Origin of the sequence: Paenibacillus sp. FSL H8-0317 (assembly GCF_045040685.1) — a bacterium.
In the GTDB taxonomy this organism is placed as follows: domain Bacteria; phylum Bacillota; class Bacilli; order Paenibacillales; family Paenibacillaceae; genus Paenibacillus.
On sequence record NZ_CP150294.1, the window covers coordinates 3,633,372 to 3,658,148 of the forward strand.

General features: G+C 43.5%; 22 protein-coding genes. 11 read left to right on the top strand and 11 right to left on the bottom strand.

The features are described 5' to 3' along the window. The first annotated feature begins 26 nt into the window (after nucleotides 1–26). Nucleotides 27–1,384, top strand: a protein-coding gene (locus MHB43_RS16220) for an IS3 family transposase (RefSeq protein ID WP_405131066.1) whose coding sequence is annotated in 2 segments (ribosomal slippage) — nucleotides 27–480 and nucleotides 480–1,384 — 1,359 coding nt in all. Because the reading frame shifts where the segments join, the coding sequence is not laid out codon by codon here. Nucleotides 1,385–1,472: 88 nt separating this feature from the next. Here MHB43_RS16220 and MHB43_RS16225 read toward each other — a convergent pair. Beyond that, a complete protein-coding gene (locus MHB43_RS16225; protein WP_405132364.1) occupies nucleotides 1,473–2,360 on the bottom strand; it encodes a LysR family transcriptional regulator in 888 nt (295 codons plus the stop codon). A gap of 346 nt (nucleotides 2,361–2,706) precedes the next feature. Between MHB43_RS16225 and MHB43_RS16230 the strand changes: the two genes are divergently transcribed. The 3 genes from MHB43_RS16230 to MHB43_RS16240 all read left to right on the top strand — a co-directional run bounded on the left by MHB43_RS16230 (nucleotide 2,707) and on the right by MHB43_RS16240 (nucleotide 5,344). Further along, complete coding sequence (locus MHB43_RS16230; RefSeq protein WP_082704226.1) at nucleotides 2,707–3,453, top strand: acetoacetate decarboxylase; 747 nt, start codon at nucleotides 2,707–2,709, stop codon at nucleotides 3,451–3,453. Between the two features lie 13 nt (nucleotides 3,454–3,466). Continuing rightward, complete coding sequence (locus tag MHB43_RS16235; protein ID WP_221821160.1) at nucleotides 3,467–4,498, top strand: ketopantoate reductase family protein; 1,032 nt, start codon at nucleotides 3,467–3,469, stop codon at nucleotides 4,496–4,498. Nucleotides 4,499–4,726: 228 nt separating this feature from the next. Beyond that, entirely contained in the window at nucleotides 4,727–5,344 is a 618-nt protein-coding gene (locus MHB43_RS16240; protein ID WP_405132365.1) for a hypothetical protein, read from the top strand. A gap of 35 nt (nucleotides 5,345–5,379) precedes the next feature. Here the strand turns inward: MHB43_RS16240 and MHB43_RS16245 are convergent, their stop codons facing one another. Then, entirely contained in the window at nucleotides 5,380–7,104 is a 1,725-nt protein-coding gene (locus MHB43_RS16245; RefSeq protein WP_221821162.1) for an AraC family transcriptional regulator, read from the bottom strand. A gap of 172 nt (nucleotides 7,105–7,276) precedes the next feature. After that, nucleotides 7,277–8,230, bottom strand: a complete 954-nt coding sequence (locus MHB43_RS16250) for an ABC transporter substrate-binding protein (RefSeq protein ID WP_339185203.1) — start codon at nucleotides 8,228–8,230, stop codon at nucleotides 7,277–7,279. 497 nt (nucleotides 8,231–8,727) lie between these two features. Here MHB43_RS16250 and codB point away from each other — a divergent pair, with 497 nt between their 5' ends. Continuing rightward, entirely contained in the window at nucleotides 8,728–10,005 is a 1,278-nt protein-coding gene (gene codB, locus MHB43_RS16255; protein ID WP_221821164.1) for a cytosine permease, read from the top strand. After that, nucleotides 9,974–11,242 carry a cytosine deaminase gene (locus tag MHB43_RS16260; protein WP_221821165.1) on the top strand — a complete coding sequence of 423 codons (1,269 nt, stop codon included), beginning with the start codon at nucleotides 9,974–9,976 and terminating at the stop codon, nucleotides 11,240–11,242. Before codB ends, MHB43_RS16260 begins: the two co-directional genes overlap by 32 nt. A 207-nt stretch (nucleotides 11,243–11,449) precedes the next feature. Here the strand turns inward: MHB43_RS16260 and MHB43_RS16265 are convergent, their stop codons facing one another. The 6 genes from MHB43_RS16265 to MHB43_RS16290 form a co-directional block, all read right to left on the bottom strand. After that, a complete protein-coding gene (locus tag MHB43_RS16265; RefSeq protein WP_221821166.1) occupies nucleotides 11,450–12,229 on the bottom strand; it encodes a Cof-type HAD-IIB family hydrolase in 780 nt (259 codons plus the stop codon). Nucleotides 12,230–12,233: 4 nt separating this feature from the next. Beyond that, on the bottom strand, nucleotides 12,234–13,283 hold the full coding sequence (locus MHB43_RS16270; protein ID WP_405132366.1) for an ABC transporter ATP-binding protein: 1,050 nt from the start codon (nucleotides 13,281–13,283) through the stop codon (nucleotides 12,234–12,236). Beyond that, nucleotides 13,280–15,034: an ABC transporter permease gene (locus MHB43_RS16275; RefSeq protein WP_405132367.1), complete on the bottom strand. Its 1,755-nt coding sequence runs from the start codon at nucleotides 15,032–15,034 to the stop codon at nucleotides 13,280–13,282. Before MHB43_RS16275 ends, MHB43_RS16270 begins: the two co-directional genes overlap by 4 nt. A gap of 17 nt (nucleotides 15,035–15,051) precedes the next feature. Further along, the gene (locus MHB43_RS16280) at nucleotides 15,052–16,047 is read right to left on the bottom strand and encodes an ABC transporter substrate-binding protein (protein WP_221821740.1); all 996 of its coding nucleotides are present in this window, start codon (nucleotides 16,045–16,047) and stop codon (nucleotides 15,052–15,054) included. A 78-nt stretch (nucleotides 16,048–16,125) separates the two neighbouring features. Further along, nucleotides 16,126–16,992, bottom strand: a complete 867-nt coding sequence (locus tag MHB43_RS16285; protein WP_405132368.1) for a Cof-type HAD-IIB family hydrolase — start codon at nucleotides 16,990–16,992, stop codon at nucleotides 16,126–16,128. Between the two features lie 27 nt (nucleotides 16,993–17,019). Beyond that, nucleotides 17,020–17,754 carry an MBL fold metallo-hydrolase gene (locus MHB43_RS16290; RefSeq protein ID WP_221821170.1) on the bottom strand — a complete coding sequence of 245 codons (735 nt, stop codon included), beginning with the start codon at nucleotides 17,752–17,754 and terminating at the stop codon, nucleotides 17,020–17,022. A 257-nt stretch (nucleotides 17,755–18,011) separates the two neighbouring features. On the opposite strand from MHB43_RS16290, the gene MHB43_RS16295 reads away from it, so the two are divergent. Then, entirely contained in the window at nucleotides 18,012–18,911 is a 900-nt protein-coding gene (locus tag MHB43_RS16295; protein ID WP_339185220.1) for a sugar-binding transcriptional regulator, read from the top strand. Between the two features lie 121 nt (nucleotides 18,912–19,032). Here the strand turns inward: MHB43_RS16295 and MHB43_RS16300 are convergent, their stop codons facing one another. Continuing rightward, entirely contained in the window at nucleotides 19,033–20,157 is a 1,125-nt protein-coding gene (locus MHB43_RS16300) for a GerAB/ArcD/ProY family transporter (RefSeq protein ID WP_405132369.1), read from the bottom strand. Nucleotides 20,158–20,286: 129 nt separating this feature from the next. Between MHB43_RS16300 and MHB43_RS16305 the strand changes: the two genes are divergently transcribed. The 4 genes from MHB43_RS16305 (at nucleotide 20,287) to MHB43_RS16320 (ending at nucleotide 24,017) form a co-directional block, all read left to right on the top strand. Continuing rightward, the gene (locus MHB43_RS16305; RefSeq protein WP_221821172.1) at nucleotides 20,287–21,249 is read left to right on the top strand and encodes a YafY family protein; all 963 of its coding nucleotides are present in this window, start codon (nucleotides 20,287–20,289) and stop codon (nucleotides 21,247–21,249) included. A gap of 157 nt (nucleotides 21,250–21,406) precedes the next feature. Then, nucleotides 21,407–22,147 carry a type I methionyl aminopeptidase gene (gene map / locus MHB43_RS16310; protein ID WP_221821173.1) on the top strand — a complete coding sequence of 247 codons (741 nt, stop codon included), beginning with the start codon at nucleotides 21,407–21,409 and terminating at the stop codon, nucleotides 22,145–22,147. Nucleotides 22,148–22,316: 169 nt separating this feature from the next. Beyond that, nucleotides 22,317–23,555, top strand: a complete 1,239-nt coding sequence (locus tag MHB43_RS16315; RefSeq protein WP_221821174.1) for a DUF418 domain-containing protein — start codon at nucleotides 22,317–22,319, stop codon at nucleotides 23,553–23,555. A 183-nt stretch (nucleotides 23,556–23,738) separates the two neighbouring features. Next, a complete protein-coding gene (locus MHB43_RS16320; protein ID WP_221821175.1) occupies nucleotides 23,739–24,017 on the top strand; it encodes a hypothetical protein in 279 nt (92 codons plus the stop codon). A 296-nt stretch (nucleotides 24,018–24,313) separates the two neighbouring features. Here MHB43_RS16320 and MHB43_RS16325 read toward each other — a convergent pair whose 3' ends face one another. After that, nucleotides 24,314–24,757 (bottom strand): MarR family winged helix-turn-helix transcriptional regulator, encoded by a 444-nt coding sequence (locus tag MHB43_RS16325; RefSeq protein WP_221821176.1) that lies wholly within the window; start codon nucleotides 24,755–24,757, stop codon nucleotides 24,314–24,316. Nucleotides 24,758–24,777 lie beyond the last annotated feature (20 nt).

The window sequence follows — 24,777 nt, forward strand, 5'->3', positions numbered from 1 at the left end:
CTACCAATTGGAGGTGCAGTTTTTTCATGACTAAATTCAGTTCAGATGAAAAAATACAAGCCGTTATGCGTTATAAAAAGGGATCAGAAAGCTTGAAAAGCATTGCAAAATCAATCGGGCTTCACCATTCTGTCTTTTTAAACTGGATTAGACAATATGAGCATCATGGTGAAAAAGCTTTTAAAAAGGGCTATACATCATATCCTGCGCAGATTAAACTAGACGTACTTCATTATATGAACGAATTTGGGACGTCTGTTAGAGAAACGGCTGCTATATTTAATATTCCTAGCCATAGTACCCTTTTAAGTTGGCAAAAAAGCTTGGAATTACAAGGGATAGACGCCCTTCAACCAAAGAAAAAGGGGCGCTCATCCATGAAAAAAGGATCTAAAGCACAGAAGAATCAAACGCTAGTAGAAGGATCTGTAGAGGCTTTACAAGCAGAGGTAGAGCGTTTGAAAATGGAGAATGCTTATTTAAAAAAGTTGAATGCCTTAGTTCGAAACAAGGAAAAATCACCAAACAAGACAAAGCTCAAGTAGTCTATGAACTAAGGAACGAATTTTCGGTGAAAGCACTTCTAAAGCTAGCAGATATCCCTCGTAGCACGTATTATTACGTGGTAAAAGCGTTTGGTACGGTAGACAAGGATTTAGAGCTAAAAGACATGATACAAGCGATTTATAAGGAGCATGAGGGACGCTATGGTTATCGTCGTATTCGCGACGAGTTAATCAATCGTGGACACCATGTAAATCATAAAAAGGTACAGCGTTTGATGAAAGTATTGGGATTAAAGTGTTTGGTACGTATGAAGAAATATCGTTCGTATAAAGGGACAATTGGCAAGATTGCACCGAACCTATTAGAACGCAATTTCCACGCTGAAAGGCCAAACGAGAAGTGGGTTACGGACATTACAGAATTTAAATTGTTCGGAGAAAAACTATATTTATCTCCCATACTTGATCTGTATAACGGAGAAATCATTACATATACGATTGGTTCAAGACCGGTCTACTCGCTTGTTTCCACGATGTTAGATCAAGCATTTTGCAGTTTAACAAATAAAGATAAACTCCTCATTCATTCGGATCAAGGTTGGCACTACCAGATGAGACCGTATCGTCATGCCCTTGAAGAACGTGGCATCACGCAAAGTATGTCCCGTAAAGGTAACTGCTACGATAACGCCGTCATGGAGAATTTCTTTGGCATCATGAAATCCGAATTATTATATTTAAAGGAATTTGAAAGTGTCTCACATTTTAAACAAGAGCTATCCAAATACATCGATTATTACAACAACAAACGCATTAAGGCAAAACTAAAAGGCATGAGTCCGGTACGATACCGGATTCATGCCCAACAAGTTGCCTAAAGATATAATCTGTCTAACTTTACGGGGTCACTTCACTCCTTCAAAGGGCTAAGGTGGTCTTTGCTTTCTACTATTTTCAAAATAAATCCTACTCCACTTTAAACAAGCCAGCATGGTCTTCATAATACGAAGTAATAAAATCACGAAATTCCCTTACAGCAGGAGATAACCATTTTTGTTTGACCCAGGAGAGGCTAATGGGATATATCGCTGAATCATCAGCAATTTTTACATAGTGTAACCCCAGTGTTCTACATACGGAGATCGGAAGTAATGCAACACCCTGATTAAGCCTGATAATTTCGAGCAGGGTATGAGAATCGACCTCAAATGCATGATTGGGCAGGAAACCTGCTTTTTCACAGAGCATGGTGGTAAATCGGCTGTACTCCTTATTATCTGCAAGGGCAATAAAAGGCTCATTTGCAACAATACTTAATGAAATTCTTGTCTCTCCGCCGTATTGATGATTTGTTGGCACAACCAGAACAATATCCTCTTCAACAAGGACAACACTCTCAATCTCCTCATCCTGAATCGGATGCCCGGTAATGCCCAGATGCATGTCACCTTTCTTCAAACCTGTAATAATTTCACTGCGGGTCCCAATACCCTGATGAAGCTTGGTTTCGGGGGAACCGTTGATATAGTCACTAATGAGACCAGTGAGAAATCGGGTATTCGTAATCGAGATCCGGATTATATTGGATATTTGCTGTTCCTCCGCTTTAATCTCCATCTCTGCATTTTCAATTTCAATAAAAATCCTGTTCACATGTTTCAATAAAATTTCACCTGAGGAATTCAATTGAATGTTTCGTCCTCTCCTATGGAATAAGGGGGTACCCAGTTCATCCTCAAGTCTTTTAATCGTTAAGCTTAGGGAAGGTTGAGCGATATTCAATTGCGCAGCTGCCTTGGAGATGTGTTCAGTATAGGCAACAGTCTGAAAGTATTTAAGTTGAAGTAATTCCATTTATCTGCACTCCTTATTTATTTTGATAAATATATATAGTACTTATTATGTATTATATTAAATTTAAATATTGATGTAGAATTTTTTTATGAGATACAGATCAAATTTAAAATACCAAAAAACTGACTATATAAGTTGAACTACTCATTTACACAATAACGGAGAGGACAGAAAAAACCTGAAAAAGCGAAGCGTTCGCCTTTATCCCCGGATTTTCCCCTTTAGAAAGGGAATCGAAAAATCTGGGGATAACAGCGATTGGAAGGTTGTTCTGTCATCGTAGTGTCAGTGTGAATAATCTTGAGTTCAACTTATATAGAACCAAAACATAAGGTAGGTGTCTTTGATGAAAATCGATGTGAATAACATAGCTAAAAATCTGAATACACCCCTAACGGCTCCGGCATACCCGATGCCACCGTACAAATTCGTGAATCGTGAATACTTGAATATTATTTACCGAACTGATGAAAAAGCGTTGCGGGCAGCCGTACCAGAACCTCTCGAAATTACGGAACCACTGGTTAAATTCGAAGTGATGTGGATGCCAGATGTTTCTGGACTGGGTGCTTATACAGAAGCTGGACAAGTTATCCCTGTACAATTCAATGGGGAGGAAGGCGATTATGTGCATTCGATGTACGTAGACAATTTCCCCGCGATAGCGAGTGGTCGAGAGCTCACCGCCTATCCGAAAAAGCTGGGTGCGCCCAAGTTGTATACCGATTCAGATACACTTGTTGGCACACTAGATTATGGGACGCTGCGTGTAGCCACGGCAACGATGGGCTATAAACATGTGGAGATGGATAAGGAGTTCGCCAAACGTGAAATATGCCGACCTAATTTTATGATTAAGATTGCTACGGACTATACCGGGAATTTAAGAATATGTGATCTGATCCGTACTCAAATTACGGACATCGAAGTGAAGGAAGCTTGGACAGGACCTGCCCGACTTCAATTGTTCGAACATGCGCTTGCACCTCTTGCAGATCTGCCTGTGTTGGAAGTGGTGTCCGCTTCTCATATCCTTACCAACCTAACCTTAAACGCAGCACAACCTGTATATAACTATCTGGAAGAAAAATAAGGAGGAAATTAAAATGAGAATTGCAATTGTAGGCGCAGGATCTTTGGGAACCATCGTCGGGGCATACCTTGCGGATGGGGGACTGGACGTTGAGTTAATTGATGCATATCAGGAACATGTAAATGCTTTAAATCAGACAGGTGCTAGAGTAACAGGTACTACAGAGTTTCAGGCCAAAGTAAACGCAATTACTCCTGATCAAAAATCAGGACAGTATGACCTCGTTTTACTATTAACCAAACAACTTTATAACGATTCAATTCTTCAGGAATTACTTCCATTTTTGAAAGAAGACAGTATGGTGTGTTCCTTGCAGAACGGGATTCCGGAAGAAAAAGTGGCGTCCATCGTGGGTGAAAAACGTGTCATTGCAGGCTCCGTTGAATTTGGCGCTACGTTCATTGAACCAGGTGTATCAAGTCTGACTACCGAGTACACTCAATTTAAGCAGTATGCTTTTCAGATTGGCGAATTAAATGGTGAAATCACCGAACGAATTCAACGTGTGAAATCGGTGTTGGATCTTGTGGGTGGAACACATATTTCCGATAACCTGGTTGGAACCAAATGGTCCAAATTGTTGATTAACAATGCATTCAGTGGTTTGTCCGCTGCATTGAATGGGGAATACGGAGACATTATCGATCATGAAGCCGGCATTGTGAGTGCAGCTCATATTGCGGACGAGACGATTAAAGTTGCTCGTGCCAATGGGGTCACTTTGGTTAAAATGAATGGATTCGACATCGCTTCACTCGAACTGAACAGCACAGAAGATATTCCTGAACGGGTGAAAACATTACGTTACGTGATGGAGCCCTCCAGACTGCTCAAAGCAAGCATGCTTCAAGATCTGGAGAAAAACCGCAAAACAGAGATTGATTATATTAACGGGGTTGTTTCCAGCAGGGCAGAAGGTACTGGAATTGTGACACCTTATAATGATTTAGTTGTAAAACTGGTCAAATCTGCTGAAGAAACGCGAACCGTTCCTGATTTTGACACGAACATAAAAGCTTTTGAAGAACTATTAAGTGCACAATAATAATTTCAATTATTTCAACTGAAAGTCGCTAATATAGCGGCTTTTTTGTTGCATCAGTAAATCTAGTCAGGCTTGAATTTACGACGGATAGAATATTCTTTGTAATTTTTGTTTCCTAATATTATACAAAAAGGGGGATTAAATTTGATATAATGTAGACTTGCTGGTTATTTTTCTATTCGAAGGAGATTCATTATGAGGTACTCTTGGTGGGAATTCGGGTTTTATTTGGTTGTATTAATGTTTGTCTTGTTTATGCAAATAAACGAATATCCTCTATTTCTGATTGTGGGGGTTGTAGTCGTTACCATTCTTATCGCGTTTATTAAGCATGTTTTTTATCCTTTAGTATTTGATAAGCGTATAGATCGTTTAGAGTCCTTTTTATCCAAGCAACAAAATACACCTGGGACATACATTATTTATGTTCTTGCAAACAGACTTGATGATGAGGTAGAACTAGTTATGGAGCAAATTATGCAGAAATATAAGAGAAGAACAACACAAGCACAGTTCAAGGCAGCTCACGGATTATATCGCAAGGATATGTTTGCCATTCGGCAAGCTGTACCTCATATCGGCTTATCGGACTACCGTACATATTACGAAACCATTCTACTCTTGGAAGACGGGAAAAGTGAAGTAGCGCTTGAAAGACTTCAATCCATTAAAAAACAGTGGATGCGATCAACATTGCTCGCGGGTATTGAACTCAAAGCAGAAAACCGTGATACCGCTATTCAGCACGCGCATGAAGCACTTAACTCTTCCAGAGGTGTTAATCGTTATGTTTTATATAAGGAATACGAAAGAGTATTACCAGAGGTTGTTGAACACATATCGTAAGATGGTGAAAATGTTTTGAAAAAATAAACCGTGCTTCACGGTTTATTTTTTCCATTTGCTAGTACAGGTGCCAGTCCTTCCTTAGCAAAAATAGAGGGGAGAACCGTCAGTAACCTCTCACGCGTAAGAGGATCATCGTAATTCCAGCCAGCTTCTACTACAAATACATTACCGGGTCCCAACATGCCAACCAAACTTTGGAGTGGAGAAGGAATATTTAAATGCATCTCCTCCTGAGGTATCATCACGAAGTTTCGGTCTCCAGCGTATTGTGTGATTTTATTGTGATCGATTTGTATCCAAGGTCTGCCATTAATGATCAGTTGATTTACGGATTCAGTGGGTCGAAAGCCAAGTGATTCATACACGGTAGCAGCAAATCCCGTCTGTCCCATAACATATATGTTTCTGCCCAGCACCAGATAAACAGTTGCTCGTTCTCCTGCAATATAATCATCCGCCAATTGTCGCCGTATCCTCCTGACACTCTCCTCATAGCGGTCGATCCACTGTTCAGCCGTTCTGCTTCGACCGAAAAGATCCGCAATATAACGAAGACGCTCAAAAGTGCTGGTTGATTCGTGATAAACGATGGTAGGGGCAATGGCATCCAGTCGAGGTAACTGCTGCTCACTATAGTTGCCTAACAGTATAAGATCAGGGTTCAGTAGGGAGACTTGTTCCGGTACGCCTTGCAGTCCAATATCCGGGATCTGATGCAGTTTGTTTCGATATATGACTTGTGATTTCATTGTAGTTATACCCGCGCCGACTGGACGGATACCGATAGCAAGCAACTCACCAAGGGTATTGGTACCTGTGGCCACGATTCGTATAGCCGCATCTGGGAGGGAAATCTGCCTGCCGAGGGAATCGGTTATCGTTCTTTGCCTGGTACGTCTTAGTATATTGGCGTATTCCCGGGGAGGGTGTCCTGTGAGCTGATGAAAGCGTCGACTGAAATAATACTCATCCTTAAAACCGACTTGTCGGGATATTTCACGTAAGGTCTCGGTAGAACGGGACAGTAGTCTTTTAGCGTGCTGGACCCTAATCTCTGTCAGGTAGTCCGTCGGCTTCTTGCCAGTCATCACCTTAAACAATTTGCTATATTGCCATCGTACCATGCCGGCCATTTCGGCCAAAAGCTCTACGGTAAGATCTTCGTTGTAGTGCTGCTCCATATAGCTGAGTGTACGCTGTACCGCTTGATCATTTTGCACTGGCGGAGCAGCGCTTTCTAGCTGAGCCATCAGGCTAAGTATCAGTTGCAGCCGGACCTGAGTAACTGCTGATTTTGAATGATGCGTAGGCGTAAATTTCTTCTCCTGCAACCGATTTTGCTTGTTTGATTGCAAAGGCAGCGGAGAGATCCAGTCCTCTCCTGTCAACGCCAATTTTATAGTAGAAAGAGACAGCCTGTAAGGAAAGCCCAGAATAAGAGGAGGGCAAGCCGGAAGCAGAGTCAACTGATCCACTTGAAAAGCAAGAAAGGTAAACCGAGCTATATGCGCTTGCTCTTTTATCGTTTTGACAATGTATGATTGCTGAGTAGGGAGCAGAATACAACTGCCTTGGCTCAGATCTTGGGAGATGTTGTTTGTTAACAGCCGAATTCCATGATCCAGAGCAATAAGCAATGTATATTCATTGGCAGCCTTGCTCTTGGTTGATGGATTATGATGATTGGTTTCCTGCAGTGGTGTGAGCTGAAGCAGATCATGCTGCTGCAGTTGGATGTAAAGGGAAGCCATTTGCATTCTGGAGCACTCCGATCTAGTGATAATAATTCTCAATTACTAGTTTACCACATTTTACACGTTAGAGAATGTTTCGTTACAGACCTTATTACACGCAGTAAAAGTTTACAAAATCCAAAAATCCTCCATAACCCAAAGGGGTTGGAGGATTTTTGACGTTATCTATGCGATATTATTGATTCATCCATTTCGGTAGTTCATCAAGCAATTGCTCCAGTGCCAGCAGGTTGTCGGTATTCCAATCGGCTGATGCTGTGTAAACGTGTCCTTGCTGAACGGCCGGCAATGTTTTCCATAGTGTGCTCTGTAACAACCGATCAGATTCAGCTCGACTTTCGTCATTATCCAGCGTTAGGACAAAGAGATGATCTCCTGCATAGTCCGGCATTAGTTCTTCCGAAAGTTCGACGAATGTTAGCTCCTTGTCGATAATGTTTTGCTGGATTGCTGGTGGAATTGCAAATCCGTGCTCTTGATACAAGACTACACCCAATGAACGATTGCCCATCGCATAGAGCTGTTTACCCAACTGCAAGAAGATGGTCGCTGTCTCGCCCTCTGCCACATTCAGCTTGTCCCACATCGCTTCCGCTTTTGTATCAAATCTGCTGATCCATTGCTCTGCCTCATCCTGTTTGCCAAAAATGTTGCCAAGTTCGCGGACGCGTTCCGTAAATGGTAACGCCGAGTTGAACGGAATGGTAGGCGCAATCTTCGAAAAAGCGGTGTTTCGGTCAGCATCTTGGTTATAACCATTCAAAATCAAGTCAGGCTGCAAGGCTGTTATTGCCTCCAAATCACCAGGATTTCCGACATCCTCAATACCTTCTAATCGGTCTACAATATAGCTTTCGGAAGCATGAATCAGATTGGCTCCAACGACGGGAATATCCATGGCGAGGAGATCTCCAAGTGTTGAACCAAGATAGATCACCCGTTGCGGCTGAGTGGGTATTTCAATCACTTCGCCTGTTTGGGTTGTATAGCTTTTTGTCGTTTGTTCGTTGGTCTTCACAGCTTCTTGTGAAGGAGCGCTTTCCGAACGGCTGCATGCTGCAAGGACGGATAGAAGAAGGAAGCATGCTCCCCATATGAATAGGTGTTTCTTAATTGTACTGTTCATCATTGTTTCCCCCTAAGTTCTCTTTTTCTCATTGATAACCATTATCAATTACAACGTAATTATAGGTGCCTTTTCAGCGGCTTACAATGAAAAAAACGCAGTGAATTTATTTGTACAAATGTCAATGCGTGTATCTATTTGTTCGTTGCTTTATTTTCAATCCGCAGGTGTGTTGTCATCGGAGTATGCGTGATCAAAAACAGCTTGCTGTATAAGGAATTAATAACCTTTGGATAATAATTACATTGACAACTGCAGGTTTTTCCAAAATAATAGGATGTAATTGAATACTGGTACCTTTAATTCAGTCCAGAGAGGCTGGCAAGGGCAGCGGATTTCATAATCACGCGAGAATCAGGGCTTATCCCGTCATGGGATGCTCTGTGTCTTCGCGCGGGTTATGATGCAAAAAGGGCTACTTGTCAGTGTATAACTTGACGAGTAGCCTCTTTTTTCTGCTTTTTTTGGTATCAGATACACTTTCTGTTGGGGGTATTCTGATGAGCAAACAAGATCAAGAATTTTCATGGCAAGCGGTGCCGAAAGCACAAAGAAACCAATTTTGGAAGACGTTATCCGTCATGCTCGGTTTCACATTTTTCTCAGCAAGCATGCTGGCAGGAGGGACATTGGGCGTCAGCTTGACGTTCATGGAGTTTATGGGTATCGTGCTCGCAGGCAATCTTGTGCTCGGTATTTATACAGGGGCACTGGCACATATCGCTGCCAAAACGGGCCTGTCCACACATTTGCTCGCTAAATATGCGTTCGGTGCAAAAGGGTCGTATCTGCCCTCGTTCCTGTTAGGCTTCACTCAGGTTGGATGGTTCGGAGTAGGTGTAGCCATGTTCGCAATCCCGGTTGCCAAAGCCATGGACTGGAACGTGTACCTGCTCATCATCGTGTTCGGACTTGCCATGACAGCATCAGCCATCTTCGGTATGAAGTCACTTGTCATTCTCGGATATATCGCGGTTCCTGCGATTGCCATTCTCGGTGGTTACTCCATGTTCGAAGGGGCAGGTTCGCTGGGTGGTCTGCAAGGGTTGCTTGAATACACGCCGACTCAGTCGCTTACCACGGCGGCAGCATTAACGATCTGTATCGGATCATTTATAAGCGGCGGAACACTGACACCCGATTTTGCGCGGTTTTCCCGGACATCGAAACAGGCAGTTACCGCAACAGTGATTGCATTCTTCCTGGGTAACTCACTCATGTTTCTGTTCGGTGCAGTTGGTGCGATGGCCTATAACCTGGCCGATATCTCAGAGGTGATGTTCCTGCAAGGGTTAATGATCCCGGCAATTATTGTTCTGGGCCTGAATATCTGGACAACGAATGATAATGCACTGTACGCTTCGGGTCTTGGTTTTGCCAACATCACCAAAATCTCAAAGAAATTCTTCGTCATCGTTAACGGCATCGTGGGTACCGTATTCGCCATGTGGATGTACAACAACTTCGTCAGTTTCCTGAACGTACTGGGCGCGGCGGTACCGTCCATCGGGGCTATTATTATCGCAGATTACTTCATTGTGAAACGTAGAAACTATAAGCCATTTGCCGACATGTCATTCAAAAATGTAAACTGGGTAGCGATGGTGGCTTGGGCCATCGGCGTGGCATTCGCCCAACTGGCTCCTGGCGTAACACCATTGAACGCACTGCTTGGTACAGCAGTGGCCTATATCGTCTTGATGCTGATTGTTCCTGCGAAAGAATCTAAAGAAATGGGGAAAATAAATGATTATACAGAACGCAAAATTGCGGGGTAAAGAAGGACTATGGAATATCGTTGTGAAAGACGGAAAGTTTGAACGAATCACACAATCGTTGGAAGTGACTGAAAATGAGGAAATCCTGGATGTCAACGGATCGCTTGTCCTGCCACCTTTCATTGAGCCACATATTCATCTCGATACAACGCTCACCGCAGGCGAGCCAGAGTGGAATCTAAGCGGAACGCTGTTCGAAGGCATCCAGCGCTGGTCAGAGCGCAAGGCTTTCTTAACACATGAGGATGTGAAAACACGCTCCAAAACGGCACTCAAGTGGCAATTGGCACAGGGCATCCAGCATGTACGAACACATGTCGACGTTACCGATCCAAGCTTGATTGCTGTTAAAGCAATGCTTGAAGTAAAAGAAGAGATGGCTCCATATATGGACATCCAGCTTGTTGCTTTTCCACAGGAAGGCATTCACTCTTATCCAAACGGGGCAGAATTACTGGAAGAGTCACTGAAAATGGGCGTTGACGTGGTCGGCGGCATTCCACATTTCGAATTCACACGGGAATACGGCGTTGATTCGATGAAAGTTGCCTTTGATCTGGCTGAAAAATACGACCGTCTGATCGATATCCATTGTGATGAAATCGATGACGAGCAATCCCGTTTTGTTGAAGTTGTTGCCAAGGAAGCCTTCGAACGTGGACTGGGTTCACGCACAACGGCAAGTCATACAACCGCGATGGGGTCATATAATGACGCTTATACGTACAAGTTGTTCCGTTTGCTGAAGATGGCTGATTTGAACTTTGTCTCCAATCCACTGGTTAACATTCATCTGCAAGGACGCTTCGATACGTATCCGAAAAGAAGAGGGTTGACGCGGGTTAAAGAGCTGCAGGAAGCAGGTCTGAATGTGTGCTTTGGTCACGATGACATCTTCGATCCTTGGTATCCGCTCGGTACAGGCAACATGCTGCAAGTACTGCACATGGGGATTCATGCTTCGCAGTTGCTTGGTTACGACCAGATCGTGAATTCAATTGACCTCATTACGAAAAACAGCGCTAGAACGTTACACATTGAGGATGTATACGGTATTGAAGAGGGTAAACCTGCTAACTTCATCGTACTTGAAGCAGAGAATGAATATGAGGCTGTTCGCAAACAAGCCGGCGTACTTTATTCCTACAGAGGCGGTCGTAAAATTGCGGAATCGAAGCCGCGAGACACATCCATCATTTTTGAGGGCGGTACAGAGAAGGTTAATTTCAATAAATAATGAAGAAGAACGAATCCCATTAAAAGTCGCTATTTAAGCGGCTTTTTTTCTTTTTCACCTGTTATACTGCCTGACCTATACGATGTATTTTATAAGGAACATGAAAGGTATCAACAGACAAATTGAAAAACCTCCCTATGTTTATAGAGGAGGTCTTTGTGTACTCATATTTTTGCCACAGTTGAGTAGAGTACTGCTTGTTTTTTTTTACAACAATCCTGCCCATTTCAGACCATGCCAGATCCCGTCCTGCTCCGCACTTGCTGTAACATGAGATGCCAGTTGTTGTAGAGAATGCGGGGAGTTGCCCATGGCAATGCTACAGCCTGCATAACGGAACATCTCCAGATCATTGAAGTTATCGCCAAAAGCATACACCTGTTCAGGGGAGAATCCCAAGCGGTCTGCGAGTCGGGAAACCCCTTCGGCTTTGGAGCCTCCCGCGGGTAGAACGTCCATGGACAACGGATGCCAGCGTACAAAGTGGAGATCACGAAACCTTTCACGGTATACCGTTTCCTCTTCTGGTGAGCAGAATAACATCGTCTGATAGATGAGTCTATTTGTACAAAAGCTTTTGCTAAACCCAGGATACGTGACACCAAGCGAAGTTAGACAAAGGTCTACATGCGGATGATATTCCTGACTGCAGCTCATCTGTGAATGATCCAGATAAACGAGAGGATGTCCCGACAACTCAGCAAATGCAGACAATTGCTCCAAAGCTTCCGAACAGATGGGATTACTGTGAATGAGTTCTCCTTGATGCATCACATATTGTCCATTGAAACTAACATAAGACTCCAGCTCCAGTTCAAGCCGAACCTGTTCCAACATAAACGGAGATCGACCTGAAGCTAAAGCGACCACATGTCCGTCTTTCTTTAATGCAAGAACGGCTTGTTTCGCGGAAGCGGGAATTCGATTATGGCGGTCGAGCAGCGTACCATCAATGTCAAAAAAAATCAGTTTTGGGCTTTGAGTCATAACGTCACACTCCTTCACCGCCGACGGAAGAAAGACTCAAACTTACTTGTTCATTCAGGGCGAAAGGAAGAGGGGAGATGACTTCCCAACGTTTCGTATCACTACGAATATCATAGTGAAATTCTTTCCCTTGAAACTGAACATTGGCGATCTCGCCCATTATTCCAGCTTCACTGGAAGGTTGTAAATGGAACTCATCGGGTCTAACGGGATACAAACCGTTGGATTTAAAATAGTGTGCAACATGCTTGCCAGGCCAAGCAATATTCGTACCGCCTTCAGGGACGAACATATCTGCATCCCAGTGACCTTTGACCAAATTCGACTTCGATACAAACCTCGCCACGAATTCGGTCTCTGGCCGCAAATAAATCTCCTGCGGCGTGCCAGCCTGTTCAATACGACCATCCTTCATCACGATAATTCGGTCAGCCATGGCAAGGGCTTCTCCCTGATCATGCGTAACATAAACTACGTCTGATTTCGTATTCCGATGTACTTGTTGAATCTCACGCCGCATATCCATGCGAAGCATGGCATCCAGACTGCTGAGTGGTTCATCCATCAGCAGCAATGAGGGCTGGGGAGCGATGGCGCGTGCAATAGCGACGCGTTGTTTTTGCCCTCCGGATAGCTCATGCGGCATACGTTCGGCCAGATGGGACAGTCCAGACATATTCAGGACTTCCTGAATGCGGTTCTGCTCGTTATTTTTAATATGAGGAGGTGTTGATTTATGTGTTCTAATGGGAAAACGGACATGTTCGGATACATTCATATGCGGCCAAAGTGCGAAGGACTGGAACACCATGCCAATTCTCCGTTTCTCCGGAGGTAGCAATGTCCCTGAACCTGCAACTACCTTGCCATCCATCAGAACATTACCGCTGCTTGGCTGCTCAAATCCGGCAAGGATGCGCAGCAATGTGGTTTTTCCACAGCCTGACGGTCCAAGAATCGCCACGAATTCGCCATCCTTAATCGTTAAATCAATGGAATGAAGAGCCTGGTAACTTCCGAAAGATTTGCTAACCTGTTGAATCTGGATACTCATGACTTCACTCCCTTACGAGTTGCCCAACGTTGAGCGATGAGCAAAATTACGCCGCCTGTCGCAATAAGTGCGACAATCAGACTGGACAATGCAGTTGAATAGAGGGTATCTCCTGCCTGTTCAAAACTAAATATGGTAACACCAATAGTCTGTGAACCTGATGAATATAACAATGCTGATACAGTAAGCTCGGTCAAGGCAGTCAGGAAGACCAACATGCCTCCGGTCAGAATACCCGGCAGCAATAAAGGCAGCAGAACAGCAGTCCACTTACGCCAGAAACCGGCTCCGGATATCCGCGCGGCTTCTTCCATGGATGCATCCAACTGCATGAATGAAGTGACACTTGAACGGATCTGAAGAATGAGGAATCGGCAGATGTAGGCAATAAACAAAATGGTCATGGTGCCATAGATGCCAGGGTTCCAACCGGGAACCGGCTCCATCCATACCAGAATCATGGACAGTGCGAACACAATGCCGGGTAATGTATAGGGAACAGCAGTGGCCAGTTCGGCTATTTTATTGAATTGATTAGGTTTGAGAACTCGTATATAAGCAAATCCTGAACCAATAATCAGACAAGCCAGCATCGTGACAAGAGAAAGGACCAAGCTGTTTTGGATCGCCTGCCATACACGCTCATTCTCGAAGAGAATATATCTATAATTGTCCAGGGTCATATTGGCACGAGTCAGACCGAGACCATACGCTCTTTTTAAAGACATCGAGATCATCGAAGACAACGGAATAATTGTAATCAGTGCGAGACCTGCCCATATAGCGAAGGTCAGTGGCTTGCGCATGCGACCCAAATTATACCTTGGGGTAAGATCAGGTTGCATCGTATCCGAAGCATGACTTTTACGTAAAAGAATCCATTGCAACAGACTGCCGACTACCGCAGCAGCACCGAGTAGTACAGATAACGATGCACCACGGGCAAATGCCGAAGGGCCGAATCCAATAATCTCTTCATATATAAGTGTACTGAGAACGGAAATATTCACAGGTGTGCCAAGGAAAGCAGGTATTCCGAAATTGTCCAGCGAAGCCAGGAAAACCAGCAATCCGCCCGCCGTAAGACCCGGAAGAACAAGCGGCAGTGTAATACGACGGAAGACCTCGATCCTGCTGGCACCACCGGCTCTGGCTGCCCACTCCAGATCACGCGGGATTTTGCGGAGTACATCCAAAGTGAACATATACACCAACGGAAAATGATGAATACCCATCACAAACACGATGCCGCCCATACTGTACATACTCCAAGGAGCCAGATCGGGATGAATCCATTGCAGCAGATGTGCGAGCCAGCTCTGTGACCCGGTAAATGAAGACCAGGACAACGTGAGAACATAAGAGGGAAGAATAAAACAAAGCATGATTCCCATATGAAGGGCCGATTTGTGTCGTATATCCGTATAGGCGACGACCCAGGCCAGTGCAGTTCCAATCACGAGTGAGAACACAGTTGAACCGATGACGATATATACAGTATTGCGTAATGTGGACCAGAAGCGCTCCTGCTGAAGCAATTCGTTATAATGTGATAACGTTAACCCTTGCTCACCCTGAAAGCTGAGAAGAACCAGCTTCAGGATGGGGTATACAAAGAATAATAGAACAGCTATAGCACCCAACAGGGCGATCAATCGATTCCAACGAAACAGGCTGGGGAGGGAGAAAACGGACTTGCGCCCGTTATCTTGCCCCCTAAGAATGATCATGTTTCTCTTCAATTTCTCCATTCAGACAGCTCCAATCCTTACTCGCCAAACACATTAATGAATTGCTGTTTATCTGTTTCACGATCCGCTGCAAGTTTGGCCGCATCGCCAGGCAAAATCTTCATTTCTGTTACACCTTTCAATCCTTCAGGTGGGGCAATACCTTCACGAATAGGGGAGTAACCGATCTCGGCAGACAACTTCTGGCCCTCTTCAGAGAGAATGAAATCTACAAAGGCTTGAGAAGCCGGTACGTTGGCAGCTTCTTTCATAATCCCGATCGGTTCTGTAATGATGGGAACACCTTCTTCTGGATAGATCAGTTCAACTGGAGAACCTTTCGCTTTTTCACGTGCGACGAGGTAATCAACAACGACGCCATATGATTTTTCACCGCTGGCTACAGCTTTCATAACAGCACCATTTCCTTTAATTACGGCCATGCCATTCATCTTGGTTTCCTGTAGAAAATCCCATCCAAACCCATCTGTTCGACTAAACACACCGATGTTGTATGCTGCTGCACCAGAGTATAAGGGACTCGGCATAATACTTGCGTCCTTACTGTCCGGCAGGGTCAGCACTTGCCAAGATGTCGGTTGAGTAGTGACTTTTTGGGTGTTGGTAGCGAGTACCGTTGCCATAACCTTCGTACCGGCGTACATACCGTCCGAATCAACCAGATCTGTCGGGATTTCACTTAGCTCTGGGGACTTGTACGATTGCAGAAGGTCATCTTTTTTCAGATTTTCAAAGGTAACGGCATCGGCCAGCAGGAGTACATCCGCCTGTGTTTTACCCGCTTGACGCTCTGCCTGAAGCTTGGCAGTGACTTCTTCGGTTCCGGAACGGAAGATGCTGACTTGAACATCAGGATATTTATCGTTAAACGCCTTTACCAGTTTGCCTGCATCTTCTTCTGGTTGGGATGTATAGAATGAAAGCTTACCTGAGACTGTGCTCGAAGCTGCGCCTGAACTATCTTGATCTGTCGTGGCTTGTCCCTGTGCAGAACAACCGCTGAATACAATCATGCCTGCCAAAAGGGGCAGTAATAACGACTTTTTGAATGGAATCACAGATAATCTCTCCTTTGGTGTCTAGCTGATAGATTAGAGTAAGAACGTATGGATTGCCTGTGCAACGCCATCTTCAGCGTTGCTGGCAGTGACAACATTAGCGATTTCCTTCACATGAAGCTCTGCATTTCCCATGGCGATTCCTAATCCTGCCCATTGCAGCATGTCCAGATCATTATCATAGTCTCCGGCTGCAGCTACCTGCTCGCGTTCGATCTGATGTGCATGACATAAACGTTCCAGTGCGCCTCGTTTACTGACTCCGGCTGAATTAACATCAAACCGCAAACTTCCTGTTCGTGTACATTGGAATAACCCTGATTCTTCAAGGGTACGAAATAGGTTTTCGCGTGAGTCGTGATCTGTACAGATCACGGCTGCTTTGAACAGCATGCCTGGCATCTGGTTTACAAAGGTTCTGAAATCCTTTCCGACTTCAACGAAGCGAATAAGATCAGCCTCTATAGCATCAAGTTCATCACGTTCTTCGAAAGAATCCAATTCCGGTCTGTTGACCCTATTATTGATGGCCCAGTTCCTATTGATATCATTAATCTCTTGAACATAGAGGACATTGTATCCATAGAAATGGATGTAGGCTTCTTCTTGCTGGATGATATCCAACATGAACAGCATATCTTCTATTTTCAGCGCAACGCCATCAAGCAGTTGTCCTGTCAAGGGATCTACCGTTACGGCACCGTTTAGTGCTACCAGTGGGAAATTCATGGAGACTTCCTTAGCATGTGACCATACGGAAGCGGGAAATCGTCCAGATGCAATCGTGACATTCACTTCCGCTGAGATTAATTGTTGAATGGAACTTCGTGTCATAGGTGTTATCATTTTATCTGGATTGAGCATCGTACCGTCCAGATCAAGGGCTAACAATCTGTACATGAACATATTCCTCCCGGATCGATTAACTTACACAACATACATACGAAGTGGTTCGGGGATATCCACAGGCCCTTGGAAAGAGCGACTTGCTTCATCCCGCATGAACTCCAGATCGCCATCTCCGGGAAGATGGACAAGGACGAGCTGCTTGACGTTAGCCTGACCAGCAATCATGCCTGCCTGAAGTGCATTCATATGTCCTTGGCCAGTTGTATGTACACTGCCTTCACAGATGGTAGCCTCACATAGAAAGATGTCTGCATCACGAGCAAGTTCGATAAGAGAATCACAGTACGAGGTATCACCGGAATACACCAGCACCTTGCCTTGATATGTGATTTTAACGGCATAACATGTAATGGTATGCTGCACCTGTACAAATTCGATTTCTGCGCCAGCAAGCTGAATTTTGGATGAAGGATCAATCGAGATGATCTCGGTATGTTCACCATATAGACCATTCAGAATATCCACTGGATTATCCGGTGCATACAGCTTCAGTTTATTCAACATGCGACCATTGCGGATCGCACCCGCTGCAGCATATTGAAGGACTCCCAGATCGGCGATATGATCATGGTGCAAGTGAGACAAAATAACACCTGATAGATCTTCCACGCATGTCTCACTGGGGAGTTTACTCATAACGCCGCTGCCACAGTCCAACAAAATCTGCCCTTCATCTGTGGTTACAAGGTATCCCGCGGTTGCTCCGCCAGAGGCGGGATAACCACCCCAGTAACCTAATATCTTCACATTCATCTTTGCACCTCTGTCTGTCTTGATCTACATTCTTTACAAATGTTCCGTACAGTTACAATTGTAAAAAGGGTTTGTTTCTCTCGTGTCAACCGAAAGTCAATCTTTTGTAAAACTGCTTTTGGCAAAGTTATCCTGGCTTGACTCCGCCGCGAATCCCATTTTATAGTGGGAAATGTGTTAGAAGGGAAATTTAAACGTCAAAGGCGGACTTATATGTGAATATAGACGAACGCAAAAATATGATAAGAGTCTGTAAGATGTATTATTATGAATCCTGGACACAGGAGAAGATTGCGGAGAAGTTAGGTGTATCCAGGCCAGTCATCTCCAAGATGCTGCAACGTGCGAAGGAAGAGGGCATTATTGAGATTGTCATTCATGATGATGATTACGAAACGTCCAAATTGGAGAAAAAACTGGAAGACATATTTAACCTCAAACAGGTGTTGGTCGTCCCAACCAAGGATCTGAATAAAGAGTTGTTGTCGAGTGCTGTAGGCAAGGCTGCCGCTCAATTTGTCCAAAAATTGATTAAAAACGGTGACCGTGTAGGTGTCTCATGGGGCAATACGCTCTATCATATGGTGCGAGAGTTCCCTTTGGAGAAAAAAGAGAATGTCAAAATTATTCCACTGGTGGGTGGAACAGGGAATTCGCGCAATGAAATGCACTCTAATCAGATCGCCTATGAGTTATCCAAAAAAATGGGCGTAACCTGTGATACGTTATATGCTCCGGCCGTTGTGGAAACAGAAGAGTTAAGGGAGCAGATTGTTGGCATGCCTAATATTTCGGCCGTTCTTAAAGAGGGGGAGAATATCAATCTAGCGCTGGTGGGGATCGGAAATCCGTATTCCATGTCAACGATGGAACGATCGGGTTATCTTAATGAGCAAGTGTTAACTGAATTAAAGGCACTTCACACGGTAGCGGATATTAATTCTGTGTTTATTACTCGTGAAGGTACAATCACCGAGCATCCCATTAATCATAGAGTCATTGGCCTTGGACTGGAGCAGTTAAAGAAGACTAAAACGGTGGTAGGCATGGCCTTTGGTTTGCACAAAATAGACTGCATACTGGCTGCTTTGCGGGGTGGATATATTAATATGCTCATTACGGATGAAGCCACAGCAAGTCATATTACGAAAATTTGATGTTCGAGAAACATCCTTTCGTTTGGCTAATGAAACAAGTTGAAGCCGAGACTAAATGTATATTCATGAAGCCAGGAGAACGACAAGGTTCTCCTGTGCACCTATAAGAAGGACTAACCATTTAGCCTACCTTTATGGCTTCACTAGAAGCCTGCTTCCCACCTTTTTTACGAACAAAACTAATGATCAGCAGTAGCAGTGGTAACAAGCCAAATAAAAAAATGGAGATATTGCCAAGAAAATCACCTAAAGCTAATGTTTCCTCCAGGTTTTTTGGCAAGTAAGCAATTACATATAAGACTGGCAACATCGCGAATTGTATGCTCGTAATATTTTTGAGACGAAACAAATCTCGGATCCCGATTGCCGCAAAATAGTGTTTAAAAGCATACGTTGCAAAGATCTGCATCAGCCAAAATACAATAAACAGTGATTCATAACGCTCAAAAAGAAACCCCTCAATTTCAAAACTTCGAACCATATCGAACGTTGGCCACATCCGTGTTTGAATTCCTGGCAAAGATAAATTCCCTACAACGGTGACAATCGTGATCAAATAGATAATCGTGCAAATAAGTATGCTGTATATAGCAGCTTTATTGCTCGCTTTCACGTCCACCATGTAAGCTGTGATGATGAGTAAAACTTCATATCCAGAATAGGAGAGACACGAAGGTTTAAGACCCTTCAACACAGGCATGAATCCATCGCCCAGAAGTGGTCTGAGGTTATTAAGTTCAAACATCTTGCTGCTTAAAAGGAAAACCAGTGCTAGCAACACAAGCGTAACGGGCAACACAATGGAAAAAACTCGGATGATGATTTTTAGACCACCTGTTAACATATAGATACCAATCCATAAACTAACCATGATGGTAACCCAACTAGGCGTGCGCTCAAGGATGTACATACTTGTAATTTCGGCCATGACTCTGACTTCGAATGAACAAAGAACAACAAAATACACGATAATTAAAAGTCCCAATAGATAAGCAATCCATTGACCTGTGATTTCGGGTATAAATTCGAACACCGTTTTACCGGGGAATCTACGACACAAGGTTACAAGGAGAATGCTGATTGTGGTTACAATTAATCCTGATAAAATAACAGAAATCCATACATCTGGTGTTCCTACTGCTTTACTAATTGTGCGAGGGAGTGTTAGAATTCCAGCTCCGAGTATTGAATTGATAACTACAATAATGACCTCGGAGGTATTAATATTAGTTGTGGATTGCTTCATTGGACTTCGCTCCAAACCGGAGAATATATTTCTAGGTAGTATCGCCCAACGCAGTTGTTTTATGTAAAAATGCTGTACTGATATAATGTAGTGATATCCAATAATGAATTGAAGATGAGGATGTAGGTTATGCCAAAGAACGATAATATGTTAGCCATTCTATGGATGCTGAATTCAGGCAGCAAGGTAACTGCAAAACAGATGTCCGAAAAGTTAGAAATCAATATAAGAACCGTATATCGATATATTGATGCATTATGCACCAGTGGAGTACCGATTATTTCCGATACAGGTCACAACGGCGGGTATAGCTTGCTGAATCAGCATATCAAAGCACCTCTGTTATTTGATATTGAAGAAAAAAAGGCACTTCTCCAAGCTGCTGTGTTTGCAAAAGAAGCTGGATACCCTTTGAGTGAGGCATTGGACAATGCAACATCCAAATTGAGAATGTATTCAAATCAGGATCAGGAAAACACACTTCGTCGTCATTTAGCAGGGTTTAACGTTATCAATCGCATGGGAGATCCATCCGTTCAGCCGATCTTGGCGGAATTGGAGCAAGCCGTGGCTAATGATTGCTCTGTCGAAATTGATTATCGCAGAAGCCGTGATGAACAACCCAAGAATAGAGTAATAGACCCTTATGGAATGGTTTACTGGAATAATAAATGGTATACCATTGCGTTTTGCCACTTGAGAAATGAGTTCCGCAGCTTTCGGGCAGATCGGATTCTGCGAATCAACCCTACTCCGCTCCGCTTTAAGCGTTCGGAATCTTTTTCTGCTCGTGAATTATTTATGCAAAATTTATTACCTGATGTAGTGGGCAAAGAGGGGGTAATTTCCTTGGTTATCGAAGGCCGATCAGAGGCATTGGATGACTTGGGGCTGCATTGGTTTATGGGACATTATCTGAAAGAGCGGACTTCTAATCAAGCCATCTTTTTATTTGATGAAAAATCAATTGATACATACGTCCCCTATTTTCTCCTATCCTATGGGAAATCCATTCAAGTCATCGAACCACAGCGTGTGAAGGACAGACTTGTTGCTGTTGTATCCGAGTTAATGGAATACTATCAACTTTAACAACTTCACTGACAGTATTTGAACTTATCGGATTTTGATCTGTGAACTTGATAAAAAAGTTGCGAAGCTTTGCTGCTTTGGATATGATTATCTAATGTTCGATTAAAAAAATACTTATGTAATCAATTAATGATAAAAGATAGTGAGGTAAGAAAAAATGATCGCAAAAACAGAAGAAGATTTTAATGGCTTGAAGGAAATTGGCAAAATTGTAGCTTCTATTAGAGATGAATTGGTTCAAAGAACCATCCCAGGGATAACCACTAAAGAACTTGATGATTTGGCAGGAGAGCTTTTTGAGAAAGCTGGCGCAGTTTCTGCTCCAAAAAGTGAATATAATTTCCCGGGATTTACTTGTATTAGTGTTAATGAAGAAGTGGCACATGGTATTCCGGGAGATCGGGTTATTCAAGAAGGGGACATCGTCAATATTGATGTGTCTGGCTCCAAGAACAGTTATTTTGCAGATACGGGAATCTCGTTTGTCGTAGGCAAAGGTGAAGAAGTGTTAACGAAAATATGCGACGTTGTTAAACTGGCATTTGAAGCAGGTCTTAAAAAGGCAAAACCAGGCTCCAAAAAAAGCGGAATCGGGAAAGCCGTATTCCAAACTGCCAGACAGCATGAATTAACGGTTATTAAAAACCTTACAGGACATGGTGTTGGACGTGGAATACACGAAGCACCTGACCACATCTATAATTATAATGATCCATCGGATGATGAATTGTTAAAAGAAGGCATGGTTATTGCTTTCGAGCCATTTATCTCAACTTCAGAAGAAGAAGTAGTTCAAACTGGAGATGGCTGGACCTTTGTTACTAAAAACAGCTATGTAGCTCAAATAGAACATACCATTATACTTACTAAAAATGGTCCGATTATTGTCACTCTTTAAGGTGTTCAAACTGAAAGTCGCTAAATTAGCGACTTTTTTTGTTTTTGTTTTATTGGTACGTCAAAGCTAATCAAAATATAAACGTTCACTTATTAATTTATGTTGAAATTATGGAAGGATTTAACGTATATTTAGATCTGATCTTTATGTTATAGACAGAGGTGATTGATTGAGCACATCAAAAAAGCGCGTTCAAGTCATTGATGGACTGCGCGGATTCAGTCTGGCAGGCATTGTGCTGGCGAATATGCTGGCTTTCCAATATGGAATGTATGGCCAGAGCAAACCCCAACTATTCGGGATCGGTGGAGCAGATCAGGCTTTCCTCTCGTTTCTGCTGATCACTGTGGTGGGCAGTTTTATGCCGATTTTTGCATTTATGTTTGGCTTTGGAATGGTTAAGCTCTCGGAAAGCCTAAAATCACGAGATTTACGACCAAAGTGTCATCTGGCACGCCGTTTTCTACTACTGTTTGGAATCGGATTACTACACATCATCTATCTGTGGGAAGGGGATATCCTGGCTTTTTATGGCGTACTCGGTTTCTTCCTGCTCATGTTCCTTAATCGGAAGCCTATAACGCTGCTCATTTGGGCGGTACTGCTACTCATGGGAGCGGGGATACTTGGTCTCCCGGCATCTAATCCGATGAACCCGCTGGCGATTGAGTCCATTCATATGGAGAACTACATCATTCAAAGTCAGGATGTATACGGTAGCGGCAGCTACACGGAGATAAGGAATTTCAGTAATAACGGCGATCCATTCGGCGGAGAGATGGAGGTGTCATTCGCCCTATTGATCCTGCTATTAGCCCCACTCATGACAGTACCAATGTTCCTGCTCGGCATGCACGCTGCCAGAATCGGCACGTTTAGCGATCCCCAAACGATGCGGACTATGTATCTTCGCCGGGCATCATTATTGATTCCGGTAGGTTTGATACTCAAAGCATACGGTGTATTGGCGCCACAATTGGGTGCGGAAGGTTGGCTCGGTATCGGTATCGGGGGAACGCTTGGAGGATCGTTGCTTGCGCTGGGATACATATACGCATTTGCGCTGTTGTATGCTGGATACCGCCGTTCCAGCCTGATGGACAGGTTCGAGGCGGTCGGCCGTCTCTCGTTGACGAATTACCTGATGCAGAGCGTAATCTGTACGACAATTTTCTATGGATATGGCCTGGGACTGTTTGGAAGTGTTGGCGTGTTTATCGGAGCGATTATTGCATTTGCAGTCTACGGCATTCAATTGTGGCTCAGTCCGCTATATCTTAAGAAATTTAGCACTGGGCCTGTCGAGTACCTGCTACGGATTTGGACATATCTGTCCTGGAAAGGGCAGCCAAGAAAGAAGAAAAGATCGAACTTAACTACGAATGAAAACGCTCCTGGTGTTCAGTAAGCATAAAGTGTTATCGTGAAACGCAAAAAGAAGCTCGTTCCACCAAAAGAAAGGGCTTCTTTATGCCGTAATGATCATCTTCCTAATGTTTCCTGTTATAATTAGTAATTATTTATAGATTCAACTATTAACCCTAATACATAAGCTAACTATTATAGTGCAGACAGTGGAAGGTAATGCGAAATGAAAGATGAAAGCATATACATTCAACTGTTTCCACTCAGGCTTGAAAGGATCATTATTGTGCTAAAAATAATTAATTTTCTTCTTTTCTTGCTGATCATTTGGGTAGTCATCTTTTATCCTTTTCGTTTTGCTTGGTTTGAAGGTTTGAAACAGATTCCTCCAGATCTTCATGGTGTTTATTTACTATTCTTGTTCTTTGGATATCTGATCTGTTCATCGGCTATGGGACTTATGGTAGGCAAGATGTTTTTTAAACGAAAAGGAAAAGGACAGTAATAGGACAGTAGTTACGAATTGGAGTAAAATTTCGTGCAGACTAAGAGGAGCCCCGTTCAATTGCAATGTGGGTAAGAGTATTCAAGTGGGGGAAGATTTTCTGACCCCATTACAACGTACAATTCTTGATGTTGATAAAGCATCATTCAAAGTCGCTATAGTAGCGGCTTTTTTTGTTTTGAGTGGGGGAGAGCGCGTACTGTACGCAAGTTACTTTTCATTTCGGTAAACCGAAACCACGTTTGTTAGAATCTCCCCTTTAACAAACGTGGTCGAGAGGGCGGCTAGATAAGACGCTAAGAGCTTGAGTTTGTCCTTTCCGCCAGTTTAATAATCAACTCGATATCTTGTTCGGTTAATTGTTCAAAAAAATGTTTGCGTATTGCCTTGGAGAGGAAGGGACGGGCATCATCTAACATTGATTTTCCAGAAGAAGTGATACTGACTTGTACTCCACGATCGTTGTCTAATGGTTTTTTCATCACGAGTCCACGTTTTTCCATACGCTTCAGATGATGAGATAACCGACTTTTATCCCAGTCCATAGAGTCAGCTAATTCCTGTTGGCGAAGGCTACCGTCCCCAAAAAGGACTAATCGGTCCAATACTCCAAAATCACCCTCTGACAATCCTGAGTGATCGGCCATATCTTTGACGATGCGACCGAAGATGGTCTGAAAGGAACCTTTCCACATATGCCATATTCGCATTTCTTCTTCGTTAAGTTCATTTTTATCCATAGGAGCATAATAACATGGTT